Origin of the sequence: Pseudescherichia sp. L3 (assembly GCF_024656065.1) — a bacterium.
In the GTDB taxonomy this organism is placed as follows: Bacteria; Pseudomonadota; Gammaproteobacteria; order Enterobacterales; family Enterobacteriaceae; genus Pseudescherichia.
The window spans coordinates 385,725-408,082 of record NZ_JANKYC010000004.1 but is presented as its reverse complement, the minus strand read 5'-3'; the positions used below and the strand labels follow the sequence as shown (position 1 = coordinate 408,082).

General features: G+C 56.8%; 18 protein-coding genes. 2 read left to right on the top strand and 16 right to left on the bottom strand.

Annotated features, from left to right (window positions below):
- Positions 1-10 precede the first annotated feature (10 nt).
- From dnaE to rpsB, 16 genes are all read right to left on the bottom strand, one after another.
- Positions 11-3,493 carry a DNA polymerase III subunit alpha gene (gene dnaE / locus NR795_RS19355; protein WP_257759077.1) on the bottom strand — a complete coding sequence of 1,161 codons (3,483 nt, stop codon included), beginning with the start codon at positions 3,491-3,493 and terminating at the stop codon, positions 11-13.
- Between the two features lie 32 nt (positions 3,494-3,525).
- The gene (rnhB, locus tag NR795_RS19350; RefSeq protein WP_103820637.1) at positions 3,526-4,122 is read right to left on the bottom strand and encodes a ribonuclease HII; all 597 of its coding nucleotides are present in this window, start codon (positions 4,120-4,122) and stop codon (positions 3,526-3,528) included.
- The gene (gene lpxB, locus NR795_RS19345) at positions 4,119-5,267 is read right to left on the bottom strand and encodes a lipid-A-disaccharide synthase (RefSeq protein ID WP_144819372.1); all 1,149 of its coding nucleotides are present in this window, start codon (positions 5,265-5,267) and stop codon (positions 4,119-4,121) included. The genes rnhB and lpxB overlap by 4 nt, the downstream gene beginning before the upstream one ends.
- A complete protein-coding gene (lpxA, locus tag NR795_RS19340; protein ID WP_144819373.1) occupies positions 5,267-6,055 on the bottom strand; it encodes an acyl-ACP--UDP-N-acetylglucosamine O-acyltransferase in 789 nt (262 codons plus the stop codon). The genes lpxB and lpxA overlap by 1 nt, the downstream gene beginning before the upstream one ends.
- 3 nt (positions 6,056-6,058) lie before the next feature.
- Entirely contained in the window at positions 6,059-6,514 is a 456-nt protein-coding gene (fabZ, locus tag NR795_RS19335; RefSeq protein ID WP_006173598.1) for a 3-hydroxyacyl-ACP dehydratase FabZ, read from the bottom strand.
- A gap of 101 nt (positions 6,515-6,615) precedes the next feature.
- Entirely contained in the window at positions 6,616-7,644 is a 1,029-nt protein-coding gene (gene lpxD / locus NR795_RS19330; RefSeq protein ID WP_144819374.1) for a UDP-3-O-(3-hydroxymyristoyl)glucosamine N-acyltransferase, read from the bottom strand.
- 3 nt (positions 7,645-7,647) lie between these two features.
- Entirely contained in the window at positions 7,648-8,142 is a 495-nt protein-coding gene (skp, locus tag NR795_RS19325; protein WP_144819375.1) for a molecular chaperone Skp, read from the bottom strand.
- 116 nt (positions 8,143-8,258) lie between these two features.
- Positions 8,259-10,676, bottom strand: coding sequence for an outer membrane protein assembly factor BamA (bamA, locus tag NR795_RS19320; RefSeq protein WP_257759075.1), 2,418 nt, complete (start codon positions 10,674-10,676; stop codon positions 8,259-8,261).
- A gap of 29 nt (positions 10,677-10,705) precedes the next feature.
- Positions 10,706-12,058 carry a sigma E protease regulator RseP gene (gene rseP / locus NR795_RS19315; RefSeq protein WP_257759074.1) on the bottom strand — a complete coding sequence of 451 codons (1,353 nt, stop codon included), beginning with the start codon at positions 12,056-12,058 and terminating at the stop codon, positions 10,706-10,708.
- Between the two features lie 11 nt (positions 12,059-12,069).
- Entirely contained in the window at positions 12,070-12,927 is an 858-nt protein-coding gene (cdsA, locus tag NR795_RS19310; protein WP_042390624.1) for a phosphatidate cytidylyltransferase, read from the bottom strand.
- Positions 12,928-12,939: 12 nt separating this feature from the next.
- Complete coding sequence (gene ispU / locus NR795_RS19305; protein WP_042390622.1) at positions 12,940-13,698, bottom strand: (2E,6E)-farnesyl-diphosphate-specific ditrans,polycis-undecaprenyl-diphosphate synthase; 759 nt, start codon at positions 13,696-13,698, stop codon at positions 12,940-12,942.
- Between the two features lie 187 nt (positions 13,699-13,885).
- Positions 13,886-15,085 (bottom strand): 1-deoxy-D-xylulose-5-phosphate reductoisomerase, encoded by a 1,200-nt coding sequence (gene ispC / locus NR795_RS19300; RefSeq protein WP_257759073.1) that lies wholly within the window; start codon positions 15,083-15,085, stop codon positions 13,886-13,888.
- Positions 15,086-15,196: 111 nt separating this feature from the next.
- Positions 15,197-15,754 (bottom strand): ribosome recycling factor, encoded by a 558-nt coding sequence (gene frr, locus NR795_RS19295; protein ID WP_042390618.1) that lies wholly within the window; start codon positions 15,752-15,754, stop codon positions 15,197-15,199.
- A 163-nt stretch (positions 15,755-15,917) separates the two neighbouring features.
- Complete coding sequence (gene pyrH, locus NR795_RS19290; RefSeq protein WP_042390616.1) at positions 15,918-16,643, bottom strand: UMP kinase; 726 nt, start codon at positions 16,641-16,643, stop codon at positions 15,918-15,920.
- 120 nt (positions 16,644-16,763) lie between these two features.
- Positions 16,764-17,615 carry a translation elongation factor Ts gene (tsf, locus tag NR795_RS19285; protein WP_144819379.1) on the bottom strand — a complete coding sequence of 284 codons (852 nt, stop codon included), beginning with the start codon at positions 17,613-17,615 and terminating at the stop codon, positions 16,764-16,766.
- 137 nt (positions 17,616-17,752) lie between these two features.
- The gene (rpsB, locus tag NR795_RS19280) at positions 17,753-18,478 is read right to left on the bottom strand and encodes a 30S ribosomal protein S2 (RefSeq protein WP_144819380.1); all 726 of its coding nucleotides are present in this window, start codon (positions 18,476-18,478) and stop codon (positions 17,753-17,755) included.
- 326 nt (positions 18,479-18,804) lie between these two features.
- Here rpsB and map point away from each other — a divergent pair, with 326 nt between their 5' ends.
- Entirely contained in the window at positions 18,805-19,599 is a 795-nt protein-coding gene (gene map, locus NR795_RS19275) for a type I methionyl aminopeptidase (RefSeq protein WP_144819381.1), read from the top strand.
- Between the two features lie 72 nt (positions 19,600-19,671).
- Positions 19,672-22,344, top strand: a complete 2,673-nt coding sequence (glnD, locus tag NR795_RS19270) for a bifunctional uridylyltransferase/uridylyl-removing protein GlnD (RefSeq protein WP_257759072.1) — start codon at positions 19,672-19,674, stop codon at positions 22,342-22,344.
- Positions 22,345-22,358 lie beyond the last annotated feature (14 nt).

Genomic DNA, 22,358 nt, shown 5'->3' with positions numbered 1-22,358 from the left:
TATTCCTGTATTAGTCAAACTCTAGTTCCACCTGCTCCGGGCCAACCAGGCCACGTAGATCGTTAAGTAAACGATCGCTCGGAGAGACACGCCATGTTGCACCAAAGCGCAACCGGGCGCGCGCATCCGCTCTCTGGTAGTAGAGATGCACTGGAATTGTTCCCGAACGGTGGGGTTCCAGAGACTGACGGAGTCGGTTTAAAAGCTGGTCATCAATTTGCCTGTCCGTCAGCGAGATAGCAAGCCCGCGAGCATATTTTTCCCGGGCTTCGTCAATGTCCATCACTTCGCGGGCGGTCATTTTAAGCCCCCCGCTGAAGTCATCAAAGCTGACCTGTCCGCTGACGATGAGTATGCGGTCTTTTTCCAGCAAATGCTGGTATTTATCCAGCGCGTCGGTGAATAACATCACCTCCAGACGGCCGGAACGGTCATCCAACGTACAGATACCGATACGATTGCCGCGCTTGGTGACCATAACCCGCGCCGCAATGACGAGCCCCGCAGCGGTGGTGATCTTACCACGCTCTGTGGGGTGCATGTCTTTGAGCCGAAGCCCGCCGACATAGCGCTCAATCTCTTTTAAATACTGGGTAATCGGGTGGCCCGTCAGGTAGAGCCCCAACGTTTCACGCTCCCCGTCCAGCACCACCTGCTCCGGCCAGCGCTGGCAGTTGGCATAGGACTGCTCGATCTGCGCCGGCTCCTCCGCCAGCACGCCGAACATATCTACCTGACCGATTGCCTCTGCCTTAGCATGCTGATCGGCGGCCTTTAGCGCATCGTTTAGCGAGTTCATCAGCGCGGCGCGGTGCGGCCCAAGGCGGTCAAACGCCCCGGACATAATCAGCTTCTCCAGCACCCGACGGTTAAGCTTTTTGGTGTCGGTGCGGGCGCAAAGGTCGAACAGCTCACGGAAGTAGCCGTCTTTATTTCGCGCTTCCAGAATGGCTTCAATCGGGCCTTCACCCACGCCCTTGATTGCGCCGATCCCGTAGACAATCTCGCCGTCGTCGTTAACGTGAAAATGGTACAGCCCGGAGTTGATATCCGGCGGCAGGATCTTTAACCCCATCCGCCAGCACTCATCCACCAGCCCGACCACCTTCTCGGTGTTGTCCATATCCGCCGTCATAACCGCCGCCATAAACTCAGCGGGATAGTGGGCCTTCAGCCACAGCGTCTGGTACGACACCAAAGCATAGGCAGCGGAGTGCGATTTGTTAAATCCGTAGCCGGCGAATTTCTCTACCAGGTCAAAGATTTTGATCGCCAGCTCACCGTCAATGCCGTTCTTTCTCGCCCCGTCTTCAAAGACCGAGCGCTGTTTGGCCATCTCTTCCGGCTTCTTCTTACCCATCGCACGGCGCAGCATGTCCGCGCCGCCCAGCGTATAGCCGGAGAGCTCCTGGGCAATCTGCATCACCTGTTCCTGGTAGAGGATAATGCCGTAGGTCGGCTCCAGCACCGGCTTCAGGCACTCGTGCTGCCACTGCACGTCAGGATAGGAGATCTCTTCCCGGCCGTGCTTACGGTCGATAAAGTTATCTACCATCCCGGACTGCAACGGACCAGGGCGGAACAGGGCCACCAGGGCGATCATATCTTCGAAGCAGTCGGGCTGCAGGCGTTTAATCAGATCCTTCATGCCGCGGGATTCAAGCTGGAAGACCGCGGTGGTCTCCGAGCGCTGCAGCATATCAAAACTTTTCTTGTCGTCGAGGGGGATGGCGGCGATATCAATCGGCTCCAGCCCCTGCTTCGCCCGGCGCGGGTTGATCATCTTCAGCGCCCAGTCGATGATCGTCAGCGTACGCAGGCCGAGGAAGTCGAATTTCACCAGCCCCGCGTATTCCACGTCGTTCTTATCGAACTGTGTCACCGGGTGCTGCCCGGCTTCGTCGCAGTAGAGCGGTGCAAAATCGGTAATTTTAGTTGGCGCGATCACCACCCCACCGGCGTGCTTACCGGCGTTACGCGTCACCCCTTCCAGCTTGCGCGCCATGTCGATGAGGGCTCTGACCTCTTCATCGGCCTCGTAGATCTCCGGCAGCTGCGGCTCGGCCTCGAAGGCTTTTGCCAGGGTCATGCCCGGATCCGGCGGCACCAGCTTGGAGATGCGATCTACGAAGCCGTAGGGGTGGCCCAGTACGCGGCCCACGTCGCGGATCACCGCTTTCGCCGCCATCGTACCGAAGGTGATAATCTGTGACACCGCCTCGCGACCATACATCTCTGCCACGTGGTCGATAACCTGGTCGCGTTTCTCCATGCAGAAGTCAACGTCGAAGTCAGGCATCGAGACACGTTCCGGGTTCAGGAAGCGTTCGAACAGCAGGTCAAATTCCAGCGGATCGAGGTCGGTGATCTTCAGCGCATAGGCGACCAGCGAGCCTGCACCGGAACCACGCCCTGGCCCTACCGGGACACCGTTATCCTTCGACCACTGGATGAACTCCATCACGATCAGGAAGTAGCCCGGGAAGCCCATCTGGTTGATCACTTTCAGCTCAACGTCGAGGCGCTCATCGTACGCGGGGCGCTTCTCGGCGCGCACCGCCGGGTCCGGGAAGAGGAACTCCAGACGCTCCTCCAGCCCCTCTTTCGACTTCAGGACCAGGAAATCTTCGGTGGTCATGTCGCCGGTGGGGAACTGCGGCAGGAAATACTCGCCGAGACGCACGGTGACGTTGCAGCGTTTGGCGATCTCGACGCTGTTCTCCAGCGCTTCCGGGATATCGGAGAAGAGCTCGCACATCTCCTCTTCGCTGCGCATATACTGCTGCGGCGAATAGAGGCGCGGGCGCTTGGGATCGTCGAGGGTAAAACCGTCGTGAATCGCCACGCGAATTTCGTGGGCGTCAAAATCGCCGCTGTCGATAAAGCGGACGTCGTTGGTCGCCACGACCGGCAGACCACGCTCCTGGGCCAGCTCTACCGCCGCGTGCAGGTAACTCTCTTCGTCAGGACGGCCGGTACGGATCAGCTCCAGATAGAAGCGATCCGGGAAGTGGGTCTCGTAGAAGCTCACGCACTGATCCACCAGCGCCGCGTTGCCGCGCAGCAGGCTTTTGCCCACGTCGCCCATACGTCCGCCGGAGAGCAGGATCAGCCCCTCGTTCATCTCCGCCAGCCACTCCCGGTCGATCCACGGCCCCAGCGCGCCGTAGCCACGCTGGTAGGCACGGGAGATGAGCAGCGTCAGGTTCTGGTAGCCGGTGTTGTTGGCCGCGAGCACCGTAATTTGGGTAAACTCGTCGCCCATGATATCGCTCTGGACGTGAAAATCCGCCCCAACGATTGGCTTAATCCCTGCCCCGTGGCCCGTTCCGTAGAACTTAACCAGACCGCAGAGGTTGGTAAAATCGGTGATCGCCAGTGCAGGCTGACCCAATGCGGCCGCCTTTTTTACCAGCGGCCCGGTCTTAGCCAGCCCATCGATCATGGAGTAGTCGCTGTGCACCCGTAGGTGGACAAAACGTGGTTCAGCCATCTTCTTCCAGTTTACTTAGTTTACTGCAGCAATCAGGAGACCAGCCCCAGCGCGCGTTTTACTGGCGCAAAGCTACGCCGGTGATGCTCTGTCGCGCCGTGCTCCGCCAGTCTCTCCAGGTGGAAAGCGGTCGGATACCCTTTATGCTGCGCAAAGCCATATTGAGGGAACGTCAGGTCAAGCGCAGCCATCTCGGCATCGCGCGTGACTTTGGCAATAATGGAGGCCGCGCTAATTTCTGCTACCCGGCTATCCCCTTTCACCACCGCCATGGAAGGCATAGGCAGGGCCGGACAGCGGTTGCCGTCGATCAGCACGTATTCGGGAACAACGGATAGCCCGGCCACGGCGCGCTGCATTGCCAGCATGGTCGCATGCAGAATGTTCAGCTCGTCAATTTCATGCGGCTCGGCGCGGCCCAGACTCCAGCATAGCGCTTTTTCCTGAATCTCAGCAAACAGCGCCAGGCGGCGTTTTTCACTCAGCTTTTTGGAGTCGTTCAGGCCGATAATGGGCCTGGCAGGGTCAAGGATCACCGCCGCCGTAACGACCGCGCCGACCAGCGGGCCACGGCCCACCTCATCCACACCCGCCACTAAGTGGTGGTGCGGATAAATAAATTCATTCATTTTGCTAGCTCCAGCACAGCATCCGCCGCCTGTTCGTCTGCATTGCAGCGGATCTGCTGATGCAGTTCACGGAAGGTGTCGTGCATGGCGTGGCTGGTGTTGCCCCGGGCCAGCAGCGGCAGCAGCGCATCCGCCAGCAGCTGCGGCTGACACTCGTCCTGCAGCAGCTCTTTCACTAGCTCGCGCCCGGCCAGCAGGTTAGGCAGCGAAACGTAGTCGGTTTTCACCAGCCGTTTTGCCAGCCAGAAGGTAAACGGCTTCATGCGATAGCCGACCACCATCGGGCATTTTGCCAGCATGCACTCTAGCGCGGCGGTACCGGAGGCCAGCAGTGCGGCGTCGCTGGCCACCATCGCCTCGCGGCCTTTGCCATCCAGCAGATGAACCACCAGATCAGGCGCAACCTCGGCTTTGATGCGTTCGAACTGCTCCCGGCGCTTAGCGTTGACCAGCGGCACGACCACGTCTAAATCAGGATAGTGCTGGCGCAGGATCTGCGCGGTGCGCAGGAAGTCAGCGCTGAGCATCTCCACTTCCGCGCCGCGGCTGCCTGGCAGCAGGGCCAGACAGTGGGCGTCGTGCGAAAGCCCAAGCGCGTCGCGCGCGGCATTTTTATCGGGATCCAGCGGCATGGCATCCGCCATGGTATGGCCGATAAAGCGGCACGGCACGTTAAAGCGGTCATAAAACGCTTTTTCGAAAGGCAGGAAAGCCAGCACCAGATCGGTGGATCTGCCTATTTTGAAAACGCGTTTCTGTCGCCAGGCCCAGACAGAGGGGCTGACGTAGTGAATCGTTTTAATACCCTGCTGTTTGAGGTTGCCCTCAAGGGTAATGTTGAAATCCGGGGCGTCGATGCCGACAAAAACGTCCGGCTTAAGCGCGGTAAAGCGGCGGGTCAGATCGGCGCGGATATGCAAAAGGCGACGCAGTCGGCCCAGTACCTCCACGATACCCATCACCGCCAGCTCTTCCATCTCGTACCAGGCCTCGCAGCCCTCGGCCTGCATCAGCGGGCCTGCCACGCCGACAAAGCGGGCATTGGGCACGCGCTGCTTGAGCGCACGGATAAGACCGGCACCAAGAATATCGCCGGAGGTTTCTCCGGCGACCAGGGCAATCGTAAGCGGACGATCGTCAACCATTAACGGATCAGGCCCCGCGTCGAGCGCTCAAAGAACTCGCTGAACGCGCGGACTTCCGGGTGCGCTTCCGCCAGCTCGGCGATCTCCGGCTTAACCTCTTCCAACGTCTTACCGCTGCGGTAAAGCAGCTTGTAGGCGTTGCGAATGGCAATCAGCGCTTCACGGCTGAAGCCGCGACGTTTCAGCCCTTCGATGTTAACCCCGAACGGCGTGGCGTGGTTGCCCTGGGCAATCACATACGGTGGCACGTCCTGGGCAACGCCAGAGCAGCCGCCCACCATCACGTGTGCACCGATGATGCAGAACTGGTGCACCGCCGTCATGCCACCGATGATGGCATGATCGTCGACCGAAACGTGGCCCGCTAACGTCGCATTGTTAGCGAGGATACAGTTGTTCCCTACCGTACAATCGTGCGCAACGTGTGCGTTGATCATCAGCAGGTTACCGCTGCCCACCTTCGTCAAACCACCGCCCTGTTCGGTACCACGGTGAATGGTTACGCTTTCGCGAATGCGGTTACGATCGCCAATTTCCACCCGGGTCGGTTCGCCAGCATATTTGAGATCCTGGTTCACTTCACCGATGGAGGCGAACTGATAGATCTCGTTGTCGCGACCAATTTTGGTGTGGCCATTTACGACAACGTGAGATTTCAGTACGGTACCCTCACCAATTTCAACATGGGGTCCAACAATACAGAACGGGCCAATGTGGGCGTTAGCGCCAATAACGGCACCCTCTTCCACGATGGCGGTAGGATGAACAAAGGCAGTTTTATCAATCACGTATCAGGCCTCCCGGCTACGTGCACACATCATAGTAGCTTCACAAACAACTTTACCGTCGACCGTTGCCACGCCTTTAAAGCGGGTCAGACCACGGCGCGTTTTCTCAAACGTGACTTCCATGATCATCTGATCTCCTGGCACTACCGGACGTTTGAAGCGGGCTTCATCGATACCGGCAAAGTAGTACAGCTCGCCAGGTTCCAGTTTTCCTACGCTTTTAAACGCCAGAATGCCGGTGGCCTGAGCCATGGCTTCCAGAATCAAAACGCCCGGAAAAATCGGTTTACCAGGGAAGTGCCCCTGGAAAAAGGGTTCATTAACCGAAACATTTTTTACTGCGCGCAGAAAACGACCTTCTTCGAAATCCAGCACGCGGTCAACCAGTAAAAACGGGTAGCGGTGCGGCAGAAGCTCTAAAATCTCTTCAATGTGCAGAGTATGAGTGTCAGTAGTCAAAATACTCTTCCTGTCAAAAAAAATACTGAATGGCAATAATAACACGGCCTGCGGCAATCTAATGCCGTCAGGCCGAGAAGTTTGGGCGTAAAACGGGTGAATTATTCGTCTTGCGGCACGACCTTGCGCTCAAGAGCCTTGAGACGCTTACTCATGTCATCAATATTCATCACCAGCGCTGCTGTTTTTCGCCAGGTTTTATTGGGTTGCAGCGGGATACCTGATGAGTAGACGCCCGGTTCAGTAATAGGACGCATTACCATCCCCATGCCCGTTACGGTGACCTTATCGCAGATTTCCATGTGACCGTTGATCACGCTCGCACCGCCAATCATGCAGTAGCGGCCAATTTTTAAACTGCCCGCCATGATGACGCCGCCAGCAACTGCGGTATTGTCGCCAATCACGACGTTATGTGCAATCTGACACTGGTTATCAATGATAACGCCGTTGCCAATAATGGTGTCGTCAAGTGCACCGCGGTCAATGGTGGTACAGGCGCCGATCTCAACACGATCGCCGACGATCACCCGTCCAAGCTGGGGGATCTTCACCCAGTTACCGCGATCGTTAGCATAGCCAAAGCCATCCGCACCGATCACAGTGCTGGACTGAATGAGGCAATTTTCACCGATTTCAATCTCGTGGTAAATGGTCACGTTGGCCCACAAACGCGAGCCTGCACCGATTTTTGTCTTTTTACCCACGAAGCAGCCTGCGCCAATCACCACGTTATCGCCCAGCTCGACGTCTGATTCAATAACGGCGTTTGCGCCAACAGAGACATTTTTACCCAGCTTCGCCGTGGGATCGATCACCGCACTCGGGGCGATGTCCTGCGCCGGCTGCGGCGTGGTATCAAGAATTTGTGCCATTCGGGCATACGTCAGGTAGGGGTTTTTCACTACCAGCGCAGGGCCGTGGGCAAAGGGAAGGTCGTCCTGCGTCATCACGACAGCAGAGGCCTGGCAAGCAGCCAGATGTTCACGGTATTTTGGATTTACCATGAAGGTGATTTGACCTGCTTTAGCGGACTGCATGGACGCAACGCCGGTGATGGCGATATCGCCATCACCGTGTAACTCTGCATCCAACTGTTGAGCTAAATCAGACAGTCGAATTGTAGACATTACTTATTTAACCTGTTTCAGCACATCAGCGGTGATGTCTTTTACGTCACTGCTGTTGTAAGCAACGGTATTTGCGTCAACAACCAGATCGATGCTCTGGTCGGCTGCCACTTTTTTCACAGCAGACTGGATACGGTTAACCAGTTTGCCACGCTCTTCGTTGGAACGACGCGCACGATCCTGCTCAAATGCCTGTGCTTTCTGAGAGAAAGCCTGGCGCTGAGACATGATGTCTTTTTCCATCTTGCTACGATCGGACGCTTTCATCGTTGAGCCGTCACGCTGCAGACGCTGCATTTTACCCTGCAGATCGTTTTCCTGGCTCTGCAGTTCGCTGGCGCGGCCTTTGAACTCGTTTTCCAGCGTTTTGGACACACCGGTAGTCTGAGCGACCTGCTGGAACAGGCTGTTCATGTTAACGATCGCAATTTTGTCCGCTGCCTGAGCAGAGGTAACCATCGCTAAACCGAGACCTGCAGCTAATAACCACTTTTTCACAATAAACTCCTTACCATCCCAATGTATCCGTAGATACCGTTCTTTGCGTGGCGAGGCGACCTCTCGATCGCCTGCATCAGCGCTACACTACCTGTGCATTCCGTTGCGCAGCGCAATTACCAGGTTTTACCAATGTTAAACTGGAACTGTTCTGCTTTGTCTCCTTCGTATTTCTTAAACGGCTGGGCGTAGGAGAAGACCAACGGTCCCAGCGGAGACATCCATTGTAGTGCAACACCCGCAGACATACGGATGTTGCTTGGATCGCTATAGTCCGGCACGCCAGCGGCGCGTGTTTGTGCCGTATCTTCCCAGTTAGTATCCCACACCGTGCCCGCATCCCAGAACACTGAGGTACGGATCGAGTTAGCATACTTCTCGCTCACGAACGGAGTCGGAGTGATCACTTCCAGGCTGGCGACGCCCATGGCGTTACCGCCGACAGCATCATCAGACTTACAGAGCGTGCCTGGCTGGCTCGTCTGGCAGTTCTCCTGGTTGTTACCACCGTAGTAGACCGCTTTCGGACCGATGTTGTTGGACTGGAAGCCACGCACGGTGCTGGAGCCGCCGGCGTAGAAGTTCTCATAGAACGGCATCTCTTTGCTGCCTAAGCCATCACCGTAGCCCCAACGGGTACGGCCCAGAACCACCCACTTGTGATCGTCATCCAGCGGGACGTAGGTCGCGGTGTCCAGGGTAACCTTGTAGAACTCGTTATCCGAGCCCGGTACGGTGACCTTACCGTTCAGGTTGACGCGCGAGCCGTCCGTCGGGAAGTAGCCGCGGTCAAGATGGTTGTAAGTCCAGCCGTAGTTAAAGGTGAAGTCGTCTGCGCTGTAGCCGTTATCGTTGTCCTGGGTGTTGGCGCTCTGCCCCACCGAGTCGAGATAACGCCACATGGCCACCTGAGGCTCCATGTTGGACAGGTCGTTGTGCACGTAACCTAAGCCGAGGCGCAGGGTGTTGTACTCGTTGACCGGGAAGCCCAGCGTACCGTCAAGGCCGTAGCTCTTGTTGGTGTACGACGACAGATCCGCATCATCCGCTTCGAAGTCGTTATAGAAGATACGACCACCGAGGCTCACGCCGTCAACGGTGAAGTACGGGTTGGTCACAGACAGCTCAGAGTAGGTCTGATAGTCGTTCTTAGTGCCGTTGATCCCGACCGAGTAACCGGTACCCAGCCAGTTATCCTGCTGGACGCCGACCTGGAAGCTCACGCCGCTCTCGGTGCCGTAGCCTACGCCGAAGTTGAAGCTACCGGTGTTACGCTCTTTGACCTTGTAGACCACGTCAACCTGGTCCGGGCTGCCTGATACGCGCTGGGTATCGGTATCCACCGTTTCGAAGTAGCCGAGACGGTTCAGACGCTCTTTACCCTGATCGACCAGATCGCTGCCCAGCCATGCGCCCTCCATCTGACGCATTTCACGGCGCAGAACGGCATCTTTGGAGGTATCGTTACCCTCAAAGCGGATTTTGCGCACGTAGTAGCGGTTGCCCGCATCGACGTTGACGTGCAGCTTCACGGTCTTATCCGCGTCGTTGATCTCAGGCTGAGACTGTACGCGCGGGTAGGCGTAGCCATAGCGACCCAGAAGCTTCTTGATGTCGTCTTCCATCTTGGTCACTTTGGTGCCGTTATAGAGCTCGCCCGGCTGAATTTTCGTCAGGCTCTCAATTTCGGCGGAGTGGCCGGCCAGGTTACCGCTGACTTCAACGCTGGAAAGCTTGTACTGATCGCCTTCGGTGACGTTAACGGTAATGTAGATGCCTTTTTTGTCCGGCGTCAGGCTGACCTGAGTAGAGTCGATGTTGAAACGCGCGTAGCCACGATCGAGGTAGTAGCTGCGTAACGTTTCCAGATCGCCTGCCAGCTTCTGCTTCTGGTATTTGCGATCGCCCACCACGTTCCACCACGGCACTTCATCGCGCAGCTGGAAGGTTGAGATCAGCTCTTCGGTACTGAATGCATGGTTACCGACGATGTTGATCTGCTGGATTTTGGCGGAGACGCCCTCCTGGAAGACCAGCTTCAGGTCGACGCGGTTACGCGGTAGCGGCGTAACGACCGCTTTCACGCTGGCGCTGTACTTACCGACGCTGTAGTAGAAATCTTCCAGACCTTTTTCGATATCGGCCAGGGTGGTGCGGTCAAGTGATTCACCCACGCGCACGCCGGAAGCTTCGAGGTTCTGCTTCAGCATGTCATCTTTTACGGACTTGTTGCCCGAAAAGGTGATGCTGGCAATAGTAGGACGCTCTTTAACCTGCACGAGGAGCGTATCACCATCGCGCAGGACGCGAACGTCCTCGAAGTTGCCGGTGGCAAACAGCGCACGGATAATATTACTGATGTCTTCATCAGTCACCGTGTCACCCTGACGCACTGGCATACTGAGGAGGGCCGCACCAACGGCGACACGCTGTAAGCCTTCGAAATGAATATCCTTCACTACGAACCCTTCAGCACCGTATACGGTCGCGCTGCTAAACAGCAGCGACGCTATAAGCAACTTTTTCATCGCCATCGTTATTATGCGTTCTTCCTAACTAACTCTCATAACCGAGAGAAATCATTGAAAAGTGCAAGCCCCATTAACAGCACCAGCAAAATTGAGCCAATGCGATAACTAAAGTCTTGAACCCGCTCGGATACCGGCCCGCCTTTTAGCTTCTCTATCGCTAAAAACAGCAGGTGTCCCCCATCTAACACCGGTAGAGGGAACAGGTTGATAATCCCGAGGTTCACGCTGATTAAGGCGAGGAACATCAGGTAGTAGATCAACCCAAACTCCGCAGACATCCCAGCCCCTTGGGCGATCGAGATCGGCCCGCTGAGGTTGTTCAGTTTGACGTCGCCGGTGATCAATTTGCCCAGCATGCTGACCGTGAGCTTCATCAACTGCCAGGTTTTACCCGTGGCTTCGACAACGGCATCAAACGGCCCATACTGGCGTACTGTTTTATACTCGTCCGGCAGCGGGATAACCTTTGGCACGACGCCCGCAAACCCTTCATCCTTGCCGCTACCCGGTTTTGTATCTGGTATCAGGGTTAAAGACAAGGGAGTTCCCTGCCTTTCTATATCCAGCGCCAATGGTTTACCCGGATTATCGCGCACCAGGGTCACAAAGGTCATCCACTGCGTGATTGCCTGACCATCGACTTTAACGATCCTGTCGCCAGCTTGCAAACCCGCTTTACGTGCCGCCGACCCGGACTGCACCTCTGCCAGCACGGATTCAATCTGTGCCGCGCGTGGCTGAATGCCCAGCGACGCTACCGGATCCTGCTTGTCTGGCTCAAACGCCCAGTTGCGCAGATCCAGCGTCTTCTGCTGGCGACTGTCGCTGCCAAAAGGTGCAACGCTAACGGTGGTCTGCTCATCGCCGATTTTATCCACCAGCTGCAGACGCACAGCATCCCAGTCTGGCGTTTCGATACCGTCAATGGCTTTAAGTTCCATCCCAGGGGCGATTTGTGCACTAGCGGCAATGGAGTTGGGCGTAATTTCACCAATAACCGGACGAACGCCAGGGACGCCGATGATGAACACCAGCCAGTAGGCAAAGATAGCAAAGAGGAAGTTAGCCACGGGACCCGCGGCGATCACGGCGGCGCGCTGGCCGATGGTTTTGTTATTAAAGGCGGTGTGACGCAGCTCGGGGATCACCGGCTCGACGCGCTCGTCGAGCATTTTGACATAGCCCCCCAGCGGGATGAGGGCGATAACAAACTCAGTGCCCTGCTTGTCGGTACGACGCCAGAGCGCTTTGCCAAAACCAATGGAAAAGCGTTCAACCCTGACGCCGCAGCGGCGAGCAACCCAGAAATGGCCAAATTCATGCACGGTAATTAGCACGCCCAGCGCAACAATAAACGCTGCCAGATTCCAGAGAATGCTCAGCATAAAATCATCCGTTAAATCGTCCCAAAGACCAGCAGCAGCAGGCAGGCAAACACCGGTACCGCCGCCGTCAGGCTGTCGATGCGATCGAGAATGCCGCCATGTCCTGGAATCAGGTGTCCGCTGTCCTTAATTCCGGCTTCACGCTTAAACATGCTTTCGGTGAGGTCGCCCAGCACCGAGGCCAGCGCCGCGACAACCGAGCAGATCAGCAGCGTAGAGAGCGTCACCTCAAGGTTTGCCCACATGCCGTAACCCCATGAGATCACCGCCGCCGTAAACAGACCGCCGATAAAGCCCTGCCAGGTTTTCCCCGGCGACACCTTCGGCGCCAGCTTATGCTTGCCGAACAGCTTGCCGAACATATACGCGCCGGAATCCGCACCCCAGACAAGGATCATGACGTAGAGCAGCCACAGCGCACCGCTGTAGTGGTTGTCATCATAGTGCCAGGCGCGCAGAGCCAGCATGCCCCAGAAAAAGGGCACAATGGTCAGGATGCCAAACAGCAGGCGCAGCGCCTTAGAGTGACGCCACAGCGCCGCCGAGGCAGGATAGAACAGCACCAGCAGCAGCGCAGCGATCCACCAGCCCAGCGAAGCCCATAGCGAGCCCTCAACCAGCGGCTGATGCACGTTATGGTGATACTCCGGGATCGTAAACAGCATCACCGCCAGCAGCAGGCCGCAGAGCACGGCCAGCCATACCCGCTGCGTGCGTGAAGTAAAGCCGCTAAGCTGGCCCCACTCCCATGCGGCCAGCATACAGACCGCGAGCGTGACCAGAGCAAACCCCACCGGGGGGAGTAAAAATAGCGCCGCAATGACGACGGGTATTAATACAAAAGCAGAAATCAGGCGATACTTCAGCAAAAGCTACCCCCATCAGGCTTTGTCGCCACCAGGCTCGGTGCCGCCGAAACGACGCTCTCGATTGGCAAAGGCATGCAGCGCACCTTCAAAGTCTTGTTCATCGAAATCAGGCCAAAGAACATCCGTGAAGTAAAGTTCAGCATAGGCAATCTGCCACAGCAAAAAGTTACTGATGCGGTGCTCCCCCCCTGTCCTTATCACTAAATCCACTGGAGCCAGTTCATGCATGCAGATTTGCTTACTCAGCGCCTCTTCATCAATTTGGTCCGGGCGTAACAGCCCTTCTTGTACCTGTACCGCTAACTGCTGTACTCCCTGAATAATATCCCAACGCCCGCCATAATTCGCGGCGATATTCAGCGTCAGCCCGCTATTTTGCGCGGTTAACGCCTCCGCTTTGCGAATACGCTCTTGCAGACGTGAGTTAAAACGGCTGGTGTCACCGATGACGCGCAGGCGTACATTGTGACGGTGCAGGCTTTTTACTTCGCTATCCAGCGCCCACACAAACAGCTCCATCAGCGCGCTGACCTCCTGCGCCGGACGGTTCCAGTTCTCACTGCTAAAAGCATACAGCGTTAGCGCGTCGATGCCGTGGTTCGCAGCGTAGGAGACTGCGCGGCGGACGGACTTCGCTCCGGCTTTATGTCCAAAGGCTCGTATCTTCCCTTGTCTTTTTGCCCAGCGACCATTGCCATCCATAATTATCGCCACATGGCGGCAGCCATGTGCTGGCAAATTCTCGCTTAAAGGAAGGTTCATTGACAACATAACGCGTTTTAAGTCCCTGAAAAGGATTTAGCGGTACTCAGAAATACTGAAGCCTTTACGTAAAAAAAGCCGTGTCAAACCACGGCTTACCTGACCGCTCCGGCCCTGAGACCAGCGATCGGGTGGCGCAGACTATATCACTGAAGCCGAACGCTAACAAATATCACGGCCATTCATGGCAGTAATATCACCGGCTTGCGAGATGGCTCACCTGTTTTTGCGCCGTCTCGCGGGCCAGCGCGTCCACAGCCAGAACATCCTCGATGCTCTGCGGTTCGCGCAGATCCATACGTTCTAGTACGGATAGATTAAGGGCAGCGATATCGGTAAAGCGAATGCGCGAGTCCAGGAATGCGGCAACCGTCACCTCATTTGCTGCATTCAGCGCCGTTGTCGCAGCCTGGCCCTGTTCAAACGCCTCCATTGCCAGCTTCAGGCAGGGATAGCGGTCATAGTCCGGGGCTGCAAAGCTCAACGTGCTGAGCGAGCAAAAATCGAGGGCCTTCACTCCGGAGCTGACGCGATCCGGCCAGGCCATCGTATGGGCGATAGGCGTACGCATATCCGGCTCACCCAGCTGCGCTAACACGCTGCCATCCAGGTAACGTACCATGGAGTGGATCACCGACTGAGGGTGGATCAGCACTTCCATCTGGCGGGCAGAAGCGTTAAACAGCCAGCGCGCTTCAATATATTCCAGACCTTTGTTCATCATGGTGGCGGAATCAACGGAGATTTTACGTCCCATTGACCAGTTCGGATGGCGGCAGGCCTGATCCGGCGTCATTGCAGCCAGTTCAGACAGCGGCGTCTCACGAAAGGGGCCACCAGACCCGGTAAGCAGAATGGATGCGACGCCATTTTGCTCGAGGTCAGCGTACCCCAGGTTGCGCTGGAAGGGTTGCGGTAAACTCTGAAAAATGGCGTTGTGCTCGCTATCCACCGGCAGAAGCTGCGCCCCACTCTCTTTCACCGCCTCCATAAACAGGCGGCCACAGGTGACCAGCGACTCCTTGTTAGCCAGCAGCACCCGCTTCCCGGCGCGGATCGCCGCCAGGGTCGGCAGCAGGCCCGCCGCCCCGACGATAGCGGCCATCACCTGATCGACCTCCTCCAGCGCGGCCATGTCGCAGGCGGCCTGCTGGCCGCTCAGCACCTCGGTACGGCTACCGTGCTGTGCCAGCGTCTCTTTGAGTTCGCGAGCGCTGGCGGCATCGTCCATCACCGCGTAGCGCGGCGTGAACTCCAGGCACTGCTCTGCCATACGGGCCACGTTTTTGCCAGCAACCAGCGCCGTGACGGCAAAGCTGTCGGGATTGTGGCGAACCACATCAAGGGTACTGCAACCGATAGAGCCGGTTGAGCCAAGGAGGGTGAGCTGCTTCATGAGAGAGAGGTGTCCAAAGGTGGCTTAAGAAGAGCAACATAGCAAAACGCCGCCAGCAAAAACCCGAGGGGGCTTCTCTGAACGGCGTTTTGTTTAATCACGTGCGCGGGATCAGAACTGCATCAGTTCCGCTTCTTTTTCCGCCAGCGCCGCATCCACCTTCTTGATGGCTACGTCGGTCAGCTTCTGCACGTCGTCCTGTGAGCGACGATCTTCATCTTCGCTGATCGCTTTATCTTTCAGCAGCGCTTTCACTTTGTCGTTGGCATCACGGCGTACGTTACGTACCGCTACGCGCGCGCCTTCGGCTTCGCCACGCACCACTTTAATCAGGTCTTTACGACGCTCTTCGGTCAGCGGCGGCAGCGGAACACGGATGTCGGTGCCAGCAGAGCTTGGGTTCAGACCGAGGTCTGACGCCATGATAGCCTTCTCAACCGCCGGGCTCAGCGAGCGATCGAACACGTTGATTTTCAGCGTGCGGGAGTCTTCAACGGTGATGTTAGCCAGCTGGCGCAGCGGCGTCGGCGTACCGTAGTACGGCACCATAATGCCGTCGAGCAGGCTTGGGGAAGCACGACCGGTGCGCACTTTGCTGATTTGGGTTTTGAATGCTTCAACGCATTTATCCATGCGGACTTCGGCATCTTTTCTGATATCGTTAATCACGTTACGAATCCTTGAAAACTTGTCTCAGGCAGACCATACGCCAGCACGCCGTAAAGGAGTGCTAAGTATAGCCCCGTTTAATCTATGACACGGTAAAAAGTGTCTGATAAGAACCGCTTTACAGTTAAGGCGGAATCTTACCTCTATTTGTTGCTGACGGAAATTACTCCGTGATCAAAGTGCCCTCTTTTTCGCCCATTACCACGCGGCGCAGCGCGCCTGGCTTGTTCATGTTGAAAACACGAATCGGCAGCTTGTGGTCACGGGCCAGGGTAAAGGCCGCCAGATCCATCACCTTCAGCTCTTTATCCAGGACTTCGCTGTAGCTCAGCTGATCGTACATGGTAGCCGCCGGATCTTTTGCCGGATCGGCAGTGAACACGCCGTCGACTTTGGTCGCCTTCAGCACCACGTCCGCTTCGATCTCGATCCCGCGCAGGCAGGCTGCGGAGTCGGTGGTAAAGAACGGGTTACCGGTACCGGCAGAGAGGATCACCACCCGGTTGTTACGCAGCAGGCTGATGGCTTCAGCCCAGCTGTAGTTATCACACACGCCATTCAGCGGAATAGCGGACATCAGGCGGGCGTTCACATAGGCGCGGTGGAGCGCATCACGCATTGCCAGGCCGTTCATGACCGTTGCCAACATACCCATGTGGTCGCCCACTACGCGGTTCATCCCCGCTTTCGCCAGACCTGCGCCACGGAAAAGGTTACCACCACCAATGACGACGCCTACCTGGATGCCCAACTCCACCAGCTCTTTGATCTCCTGAGCCATGCGGTCAAGGATGCTTGCGTCGATACCGAAGCCTTCGGTGCCCTGTAACGCTTCGCCGCTGAGCTTAAGCAGGATGCGTTTATAGACGGGTTTTGCATTGGTAGCCATGATTCTTTCCTGAGACGTTCAACGATTGAGAGGGGGTTAATTCCGGATACAACTTTTGTAGTATACAGCTTTCGCTGGATACAAAAAGAAGCCGCCCTCAGGCGGCTTCTTTCAGACCACTTAAGACTGCTTGGACATGGCAGCAACTTCTGCTGCGAAGTCAGTCTCAACTTTCTCGATGCCTTCACCCACTTCGAAACGAACGAAGTTGGTCACGTCAGCGTTGTGCTCTTTCAGCAGCTGACCAACGGTTTTGCTCGGGTCCATTACGAACGGCTGACCGGTCAGAGAGACTTCGCCGGTGAATTTCTTCATGCGGCCTTCAACCATCTTCTCTGCGATCTCTTTCGGCTTACCGGACTGCATGGCGATGTCCAGCTGAACCTGGTACTCTTTCTCTACCACTTCAGCAGACACGTCTTCCGGCTTAACGAACTCAGGCTTGCTTGCAGCAACGTGCATTGCCAGCTGTTTCACCAGCTCTTCGTCAGCGCCGGTAGCAGCGATCAGAACGCCGATGCGCGCGCCGTGCAGGTAAGAGCCCAGCACGTCGCCTTCGAGGATTGCTACACGGCGAACGTTGATGTTCTCACCGATTTTAGCAACCAGCGCTACGCGCTCTTCTTCGAACTGTGCTTTCAGCACTTCAACGTCGGTAACTTTATCAGCAACAGCTGCATCCAGAACCTTGTTAGCGAACGCCTGGAAACCAGCGTCTTTTGCAACGAAGTCGGTCTGGCAGTTAACTTCCAGAATCACGCCGTAGTTGCCGTTGATTTTGGTGATGATCACGCCGTCAGCAGCAACGTTACCTGCTTTTTTCGCTGCTTTGATCGCACCAGACTTACGCATGTTTTCGATTGCCAGCTCAATGTCGCCGTTCGCTTCGGTCAGCGCTTTTTTGCAATCCATCATGCCAGCGCCAGTACGCTCGCGCAGCTCTTTTACCAGGGATGCGGTAATTTCAGCCATTCTAAAATCCTCGGAAGATTTGACCTGCCTGGTCGTAAAACCAAACAGCCTTAAAAGTGAAAAAGGGGGCCATAAACAGGCCCCCTAACCAAACTCGGTACTACCTGCTCAATAAGGGGCTCAGAGAGCGTGCCTTATTATTCAGCTTCTACGAAGCTCTCTTCCGCCTGGGAAGCCAGATCCTGAGAACGGCCTTCACGAACGGTAGTAGCAACAGCGCTCAGGTACAGGCTAACTGCACGGATTGCGTCGTCGTTACCCGGGATAACGAAGTCAACGCCATCCGGATCGGAGTTGGTATCAACGATAGCAAATACCGGGATACCCAGGTTGTTTGCTTCTTTGATCGCGATGTGCTCGTGGTCAGCGTCGATAACAAACAGTGCATCCGGCAGGCCGCCCATGTCTTTGATACCGCCCAGGCTGTTTTCCAGCTTGTCCAGCTCACGGGTACGCATCAGCGCTTCTTTCTTGGTCAGCTTGTCGAAGGTACCGTCCTGAGACTGAATTTCCAGGTCTTTCAGACGTTTGATAGACTGACGAACGGTTTTCCAGTTAGTCAGCATACCGCCCAGCCAGCGATGGTTCACGAAGAACTGATCGCAGCTGTTAGCCGCTTCTTTCACCGCTTCGCTCGCAGCGCGCTTAGTACCAACAAACAGGATCTTACCTTTACGGGAAGAGATCTTGTTCAGCTCAGCCAGGGCTTCGTTGAACATTGGTACAGTTTTCTCAAGGTTGATGATGTGAACTTTGTTACGTGCGCCGAAGATGAAAGGCTTCATTTTCGGGTTCCAGTAACGGGTCTGGTGACCGAAGTGAACACCAGCCTTGAGCATGTCGCGCATGGAAACAGTTGCCATGATTAAAACCTCTATATAAAAGTTGGGGTTATGCCTCCACGTATCCCATATCACCGACCCCAAAGGGCACCCCGGAATATGTGTCGATACGTGTGTGTTATTACACAAAGTGAGATTTGTGGCTCACGCTCCACAAGAAGGAACGGAAGTCCGGCGCGCTTTATACCATAAAATCGCCGCAGACTCCAACAGTTGTTGGCGTAGCGTGCTGCCAGAAATTCTCAATTTGGCAGGTTATGTCTCGGACTGGTAACATTGACAACACTTACACAATTATTGTCGATGACTTTTATTGTCAATGACATCGACGCTAATGGACAGAATTCATGGCTATCCCAATTAAGACCCCGGAAGATATCGAAAAAATGCGCGTGGCAGGCCGCCTCGCTGCGGAAGTGCTGGAGATGATCGAAGCGCACATTAAACCGGGCGTAAGCACCGGCGAGCTGGATCGTATCTGTAACGATCATATCGTTAACGAGCAGCACGCGGTTTCCGCCAGCCTCGGCTACCACGGCTTCCCGAAATCCGTCTGCATCTCGATCAACGAAGTGGTGTGTCACGGTATTCCGGACGACGAGAAACGCCTGAAAGACGGCGACATCGTTAACATCGACGTTACCGTGATCAAAGACGGTTTCCACGGCGACACCTCGAAAATGTTTATCGTTGGCAAGCCGACCATTCTGGGTGAGCGCCTGTGCCGTGTGACCCAGGAGAGCCTCTACCTGGCGCTGAAGATGGTGAAGCCGGGCATCCGCCTGCGCACTCTCGGCGCGGCGATCCAGAAGTTTGTCGAAGCGGAAGGCTTCTCTGTGGTGCGCGAGTACTGCGGGCACGGCATTGGCCGCGGCTTCCACGAAGAGCCGCAGGTGCTGCACTATGATGCTGACGACGGCGGCGTGGTGCTGCAGGCCGGTATGGCCTTCACCATCGAGCCGATGGTCAACGCAGGCGACTACCGTATCCGCACCATGAAAGATGGCTGGACGGTAAAAACCAAAGACCGGAGCTTGTCGGCGCAGTACGAGCATACTATTGTGGTGACAGAGACCGGCTGCGAAATCATGACGCTCCGCAAGGATGACACCATCCCGGCGATACTCTCGCACAACGAATGATAAGAAGCCGGCGATTGCCGGCTTTTTTTATGGCGATAGCTTTTACTTATATTGGGGGCAGCGCAACGCGATATGAGCCACACTCTTTCAGAACAGTTAAGCCACACGGCGCCCTCCCTCCCCGGCCAGCCTGCTAACCCCTCCTCCTGGCCACAGAGCAGCCTGAACTGCGTGGATATCAAAGCGCATATCGATACCTTCCAGCAGTGGCTGGGCCACGTCTTTGACCAGGGCCTCTCTGCCGAGCAGCTCATTGAAGCCCGAACCGAATTTATCGATCAGCTCCTGCAGCGCCTGTGGGTGGAGTATGGCTTTGCAGAATACGGCGATGCGGCGCTGGTGGCGGTGGGCGGCTACGGCCGCGGCGAGCTGCATCCCCTCTCGGATATCGACCTGCTGATCCTCAGCCGTAAAAAGCTGCCGGACGAGCAGGCGCAGAAGATCGGCGAGCTATTGACCCTGCTGTGGGACATAAAGCTGGAGGTGGGCCACAGCGTGCGTACCCTGGAAGAGTGCCTGCTGGAGGGGCTGGCCGATCTCACCGTGGCCACCAACCTGATTGAGTCCCGCCTGCTGATTGGCGACGTCGCCCTCTTCCTTGAGCTACAGAAGCACATCTTTAGCGATGGCTTCTGGCCTTCAGAGACCTTTTTTGCCGCCAAGGTCAACGAGCAGACCGAGCGCCACCAGCGCTACCATGGCACCAGCTATAACCTGGAGCCGGATATCAAGAGCAGCCCCGGCGGCCTGCGGGATATCCATACCCTCCAGTGGGTAGCGCGCCGCCACTTCGGGGCCACCTCCCTGAGCGAAATGGTGGGCTTCGGCTTCTTAACCCAGGCCGAGCGTAACGAGCTTAATGAGTGTCAGCATCTGCTGTGGCGCATCCGCTTTGCCCTCCATCTGGAGATCAACCGCTACGACAACCGTCTGCTGTTCGACCGCCAGCTCAGCGTGGCCCAGCGGCTCAACTACCTCGGCGAGGGCAACGAGCCGGTAGAGCAGATGATGAAGGACTTCTATCGCGTCACCCGTCGGGTATCCGAGCTGAACCAGATGCTGCTCCAGCTCTTTGATGAGGCAATTTTGGCCCTCACCACCGACGAGAAGCCCCGTCCCATTGACGATGATTTCCAGCTGCGCGGCACGCTGATCGACCTGCGCGACGAGACGCTGTTCATCCGCGAGCCGCAGGCGATCCTGCGCATGTTCTACATGATGGTGCGCAACAGCAGCATCACCGGGATCTACTCCACTACCCTGCGCCACCTGCGCCACGCCCGCCGTCATCTGACCCAGCCGCTGTGCTATATTCCAGAGGCGCGGACCCTGTTCCTCAGCATGCTGCGCCACCCCGGCGCGGTGAGCCGTGGCCTGCTGCCGATGCATCGGCACAGCGTGCTGTGGGCCTACATGCCCCAGTGGTCGCATATCGTTGGCCAGATGCAGTTCGACCTCTTCCACGCCTACACGGTGGATGAGCACACCATTCGCGTACTGCTGAAGCTGGAGAGCTTTGCGCAGGAGGAGACGCGGCAGAAGCATCCGCTCTGCGTCGATCTCTGGCCGCGCCTCACCCATCCGGAACTGATCTTAATTGCCGCCCTGTTCCACGATATCGCCAAAGGGCGCGGGGGCGATCACTCGGTGCTTGGCGCGGAGGATGTGCTGAAGTTTGCCGAGCTGCACGGTCTCAACTCGCGGGAGACGCAGCTGGTGGCCTGGCTGGTGCGTCAGCATCTGCTGATGTCCGTCACCGCCCAGCGCCGCGATATTCAGGATCCCGAGGTGATCAAGCAGTTTGCCGAAGAGGTGCAGACGGAAAACCGCCTGCGCTTCCTGGTCTGCCTGACGGTGGCGGATATCTGTGCCACCAACGAAACCCTGTGGAACAGCTGGAAGCAGAGCCTGCTGCGCGAGCTCTACTTTGCCACTGAGAAGCAGCTGCGTCGTGGCGTGCAGAGCACGCCGGATATGCGCGAGCGCGTGCGCCATCATCAGCTGCAGGCGCTGGCCCTGCTGCGGATGGACAACATCAACGAAGAGGCGCTGCACCACATCTGGGCGCGCTGCCGGGCGAACTACTTTGTCCGTCACAGCCCAAACCAGCTGGCCTGGCACGCCCGGCACCTGCTGCGACACGATCTCACCCAGCCGATGATCCTGCTTAGTCCGCAGGCGACGCGCGGCGGCACCGAGATCTTTATCTGGAGCCCGGATCGGCCCTACCTCTTTGCCGCCGTCTGCGCCGAGCTGGACCGCCGTAACCTGAGCGTTCACGACGCGCAGATCTTTACCACCCGCGATGGCATGGCGATGGATACCTTTATTGTGCTGGAGCCGGACGGCAGCCCGCTCTCCCCGGATCGCCACCAGGCGATCCAGCAGGGGCTGATCCAGGCCATTACCCAGCGCAGCTGGCAGCCGCCGCAGCCGCGCCGCCAGCCGCCGAGGCTGCGCCACTTTACCGTCGATACCGAGGTTAACTTCCTGCCGACCCACACCGACAGAAAGAGCTTCCTTGAGCTTATCGCCCTCGACCAGCCGGGCCTGCTCGCCCGCGTCGGTCAGGTGTTTGCCGACCTCGGGATCTCGCTTCACGGGGCGAGAATTTCGACAATCGGCGAGCGAGTAGAAGATTTATTTATAATCGCTACCGCCGACCGGCGTGGTCTTAATAATGTGTTGCAGAAGGAAGTACAACAACGGTTGACAGAGGCCCTCAATCCAAACGATAAAGGGTAGTGTGTTTATTTATA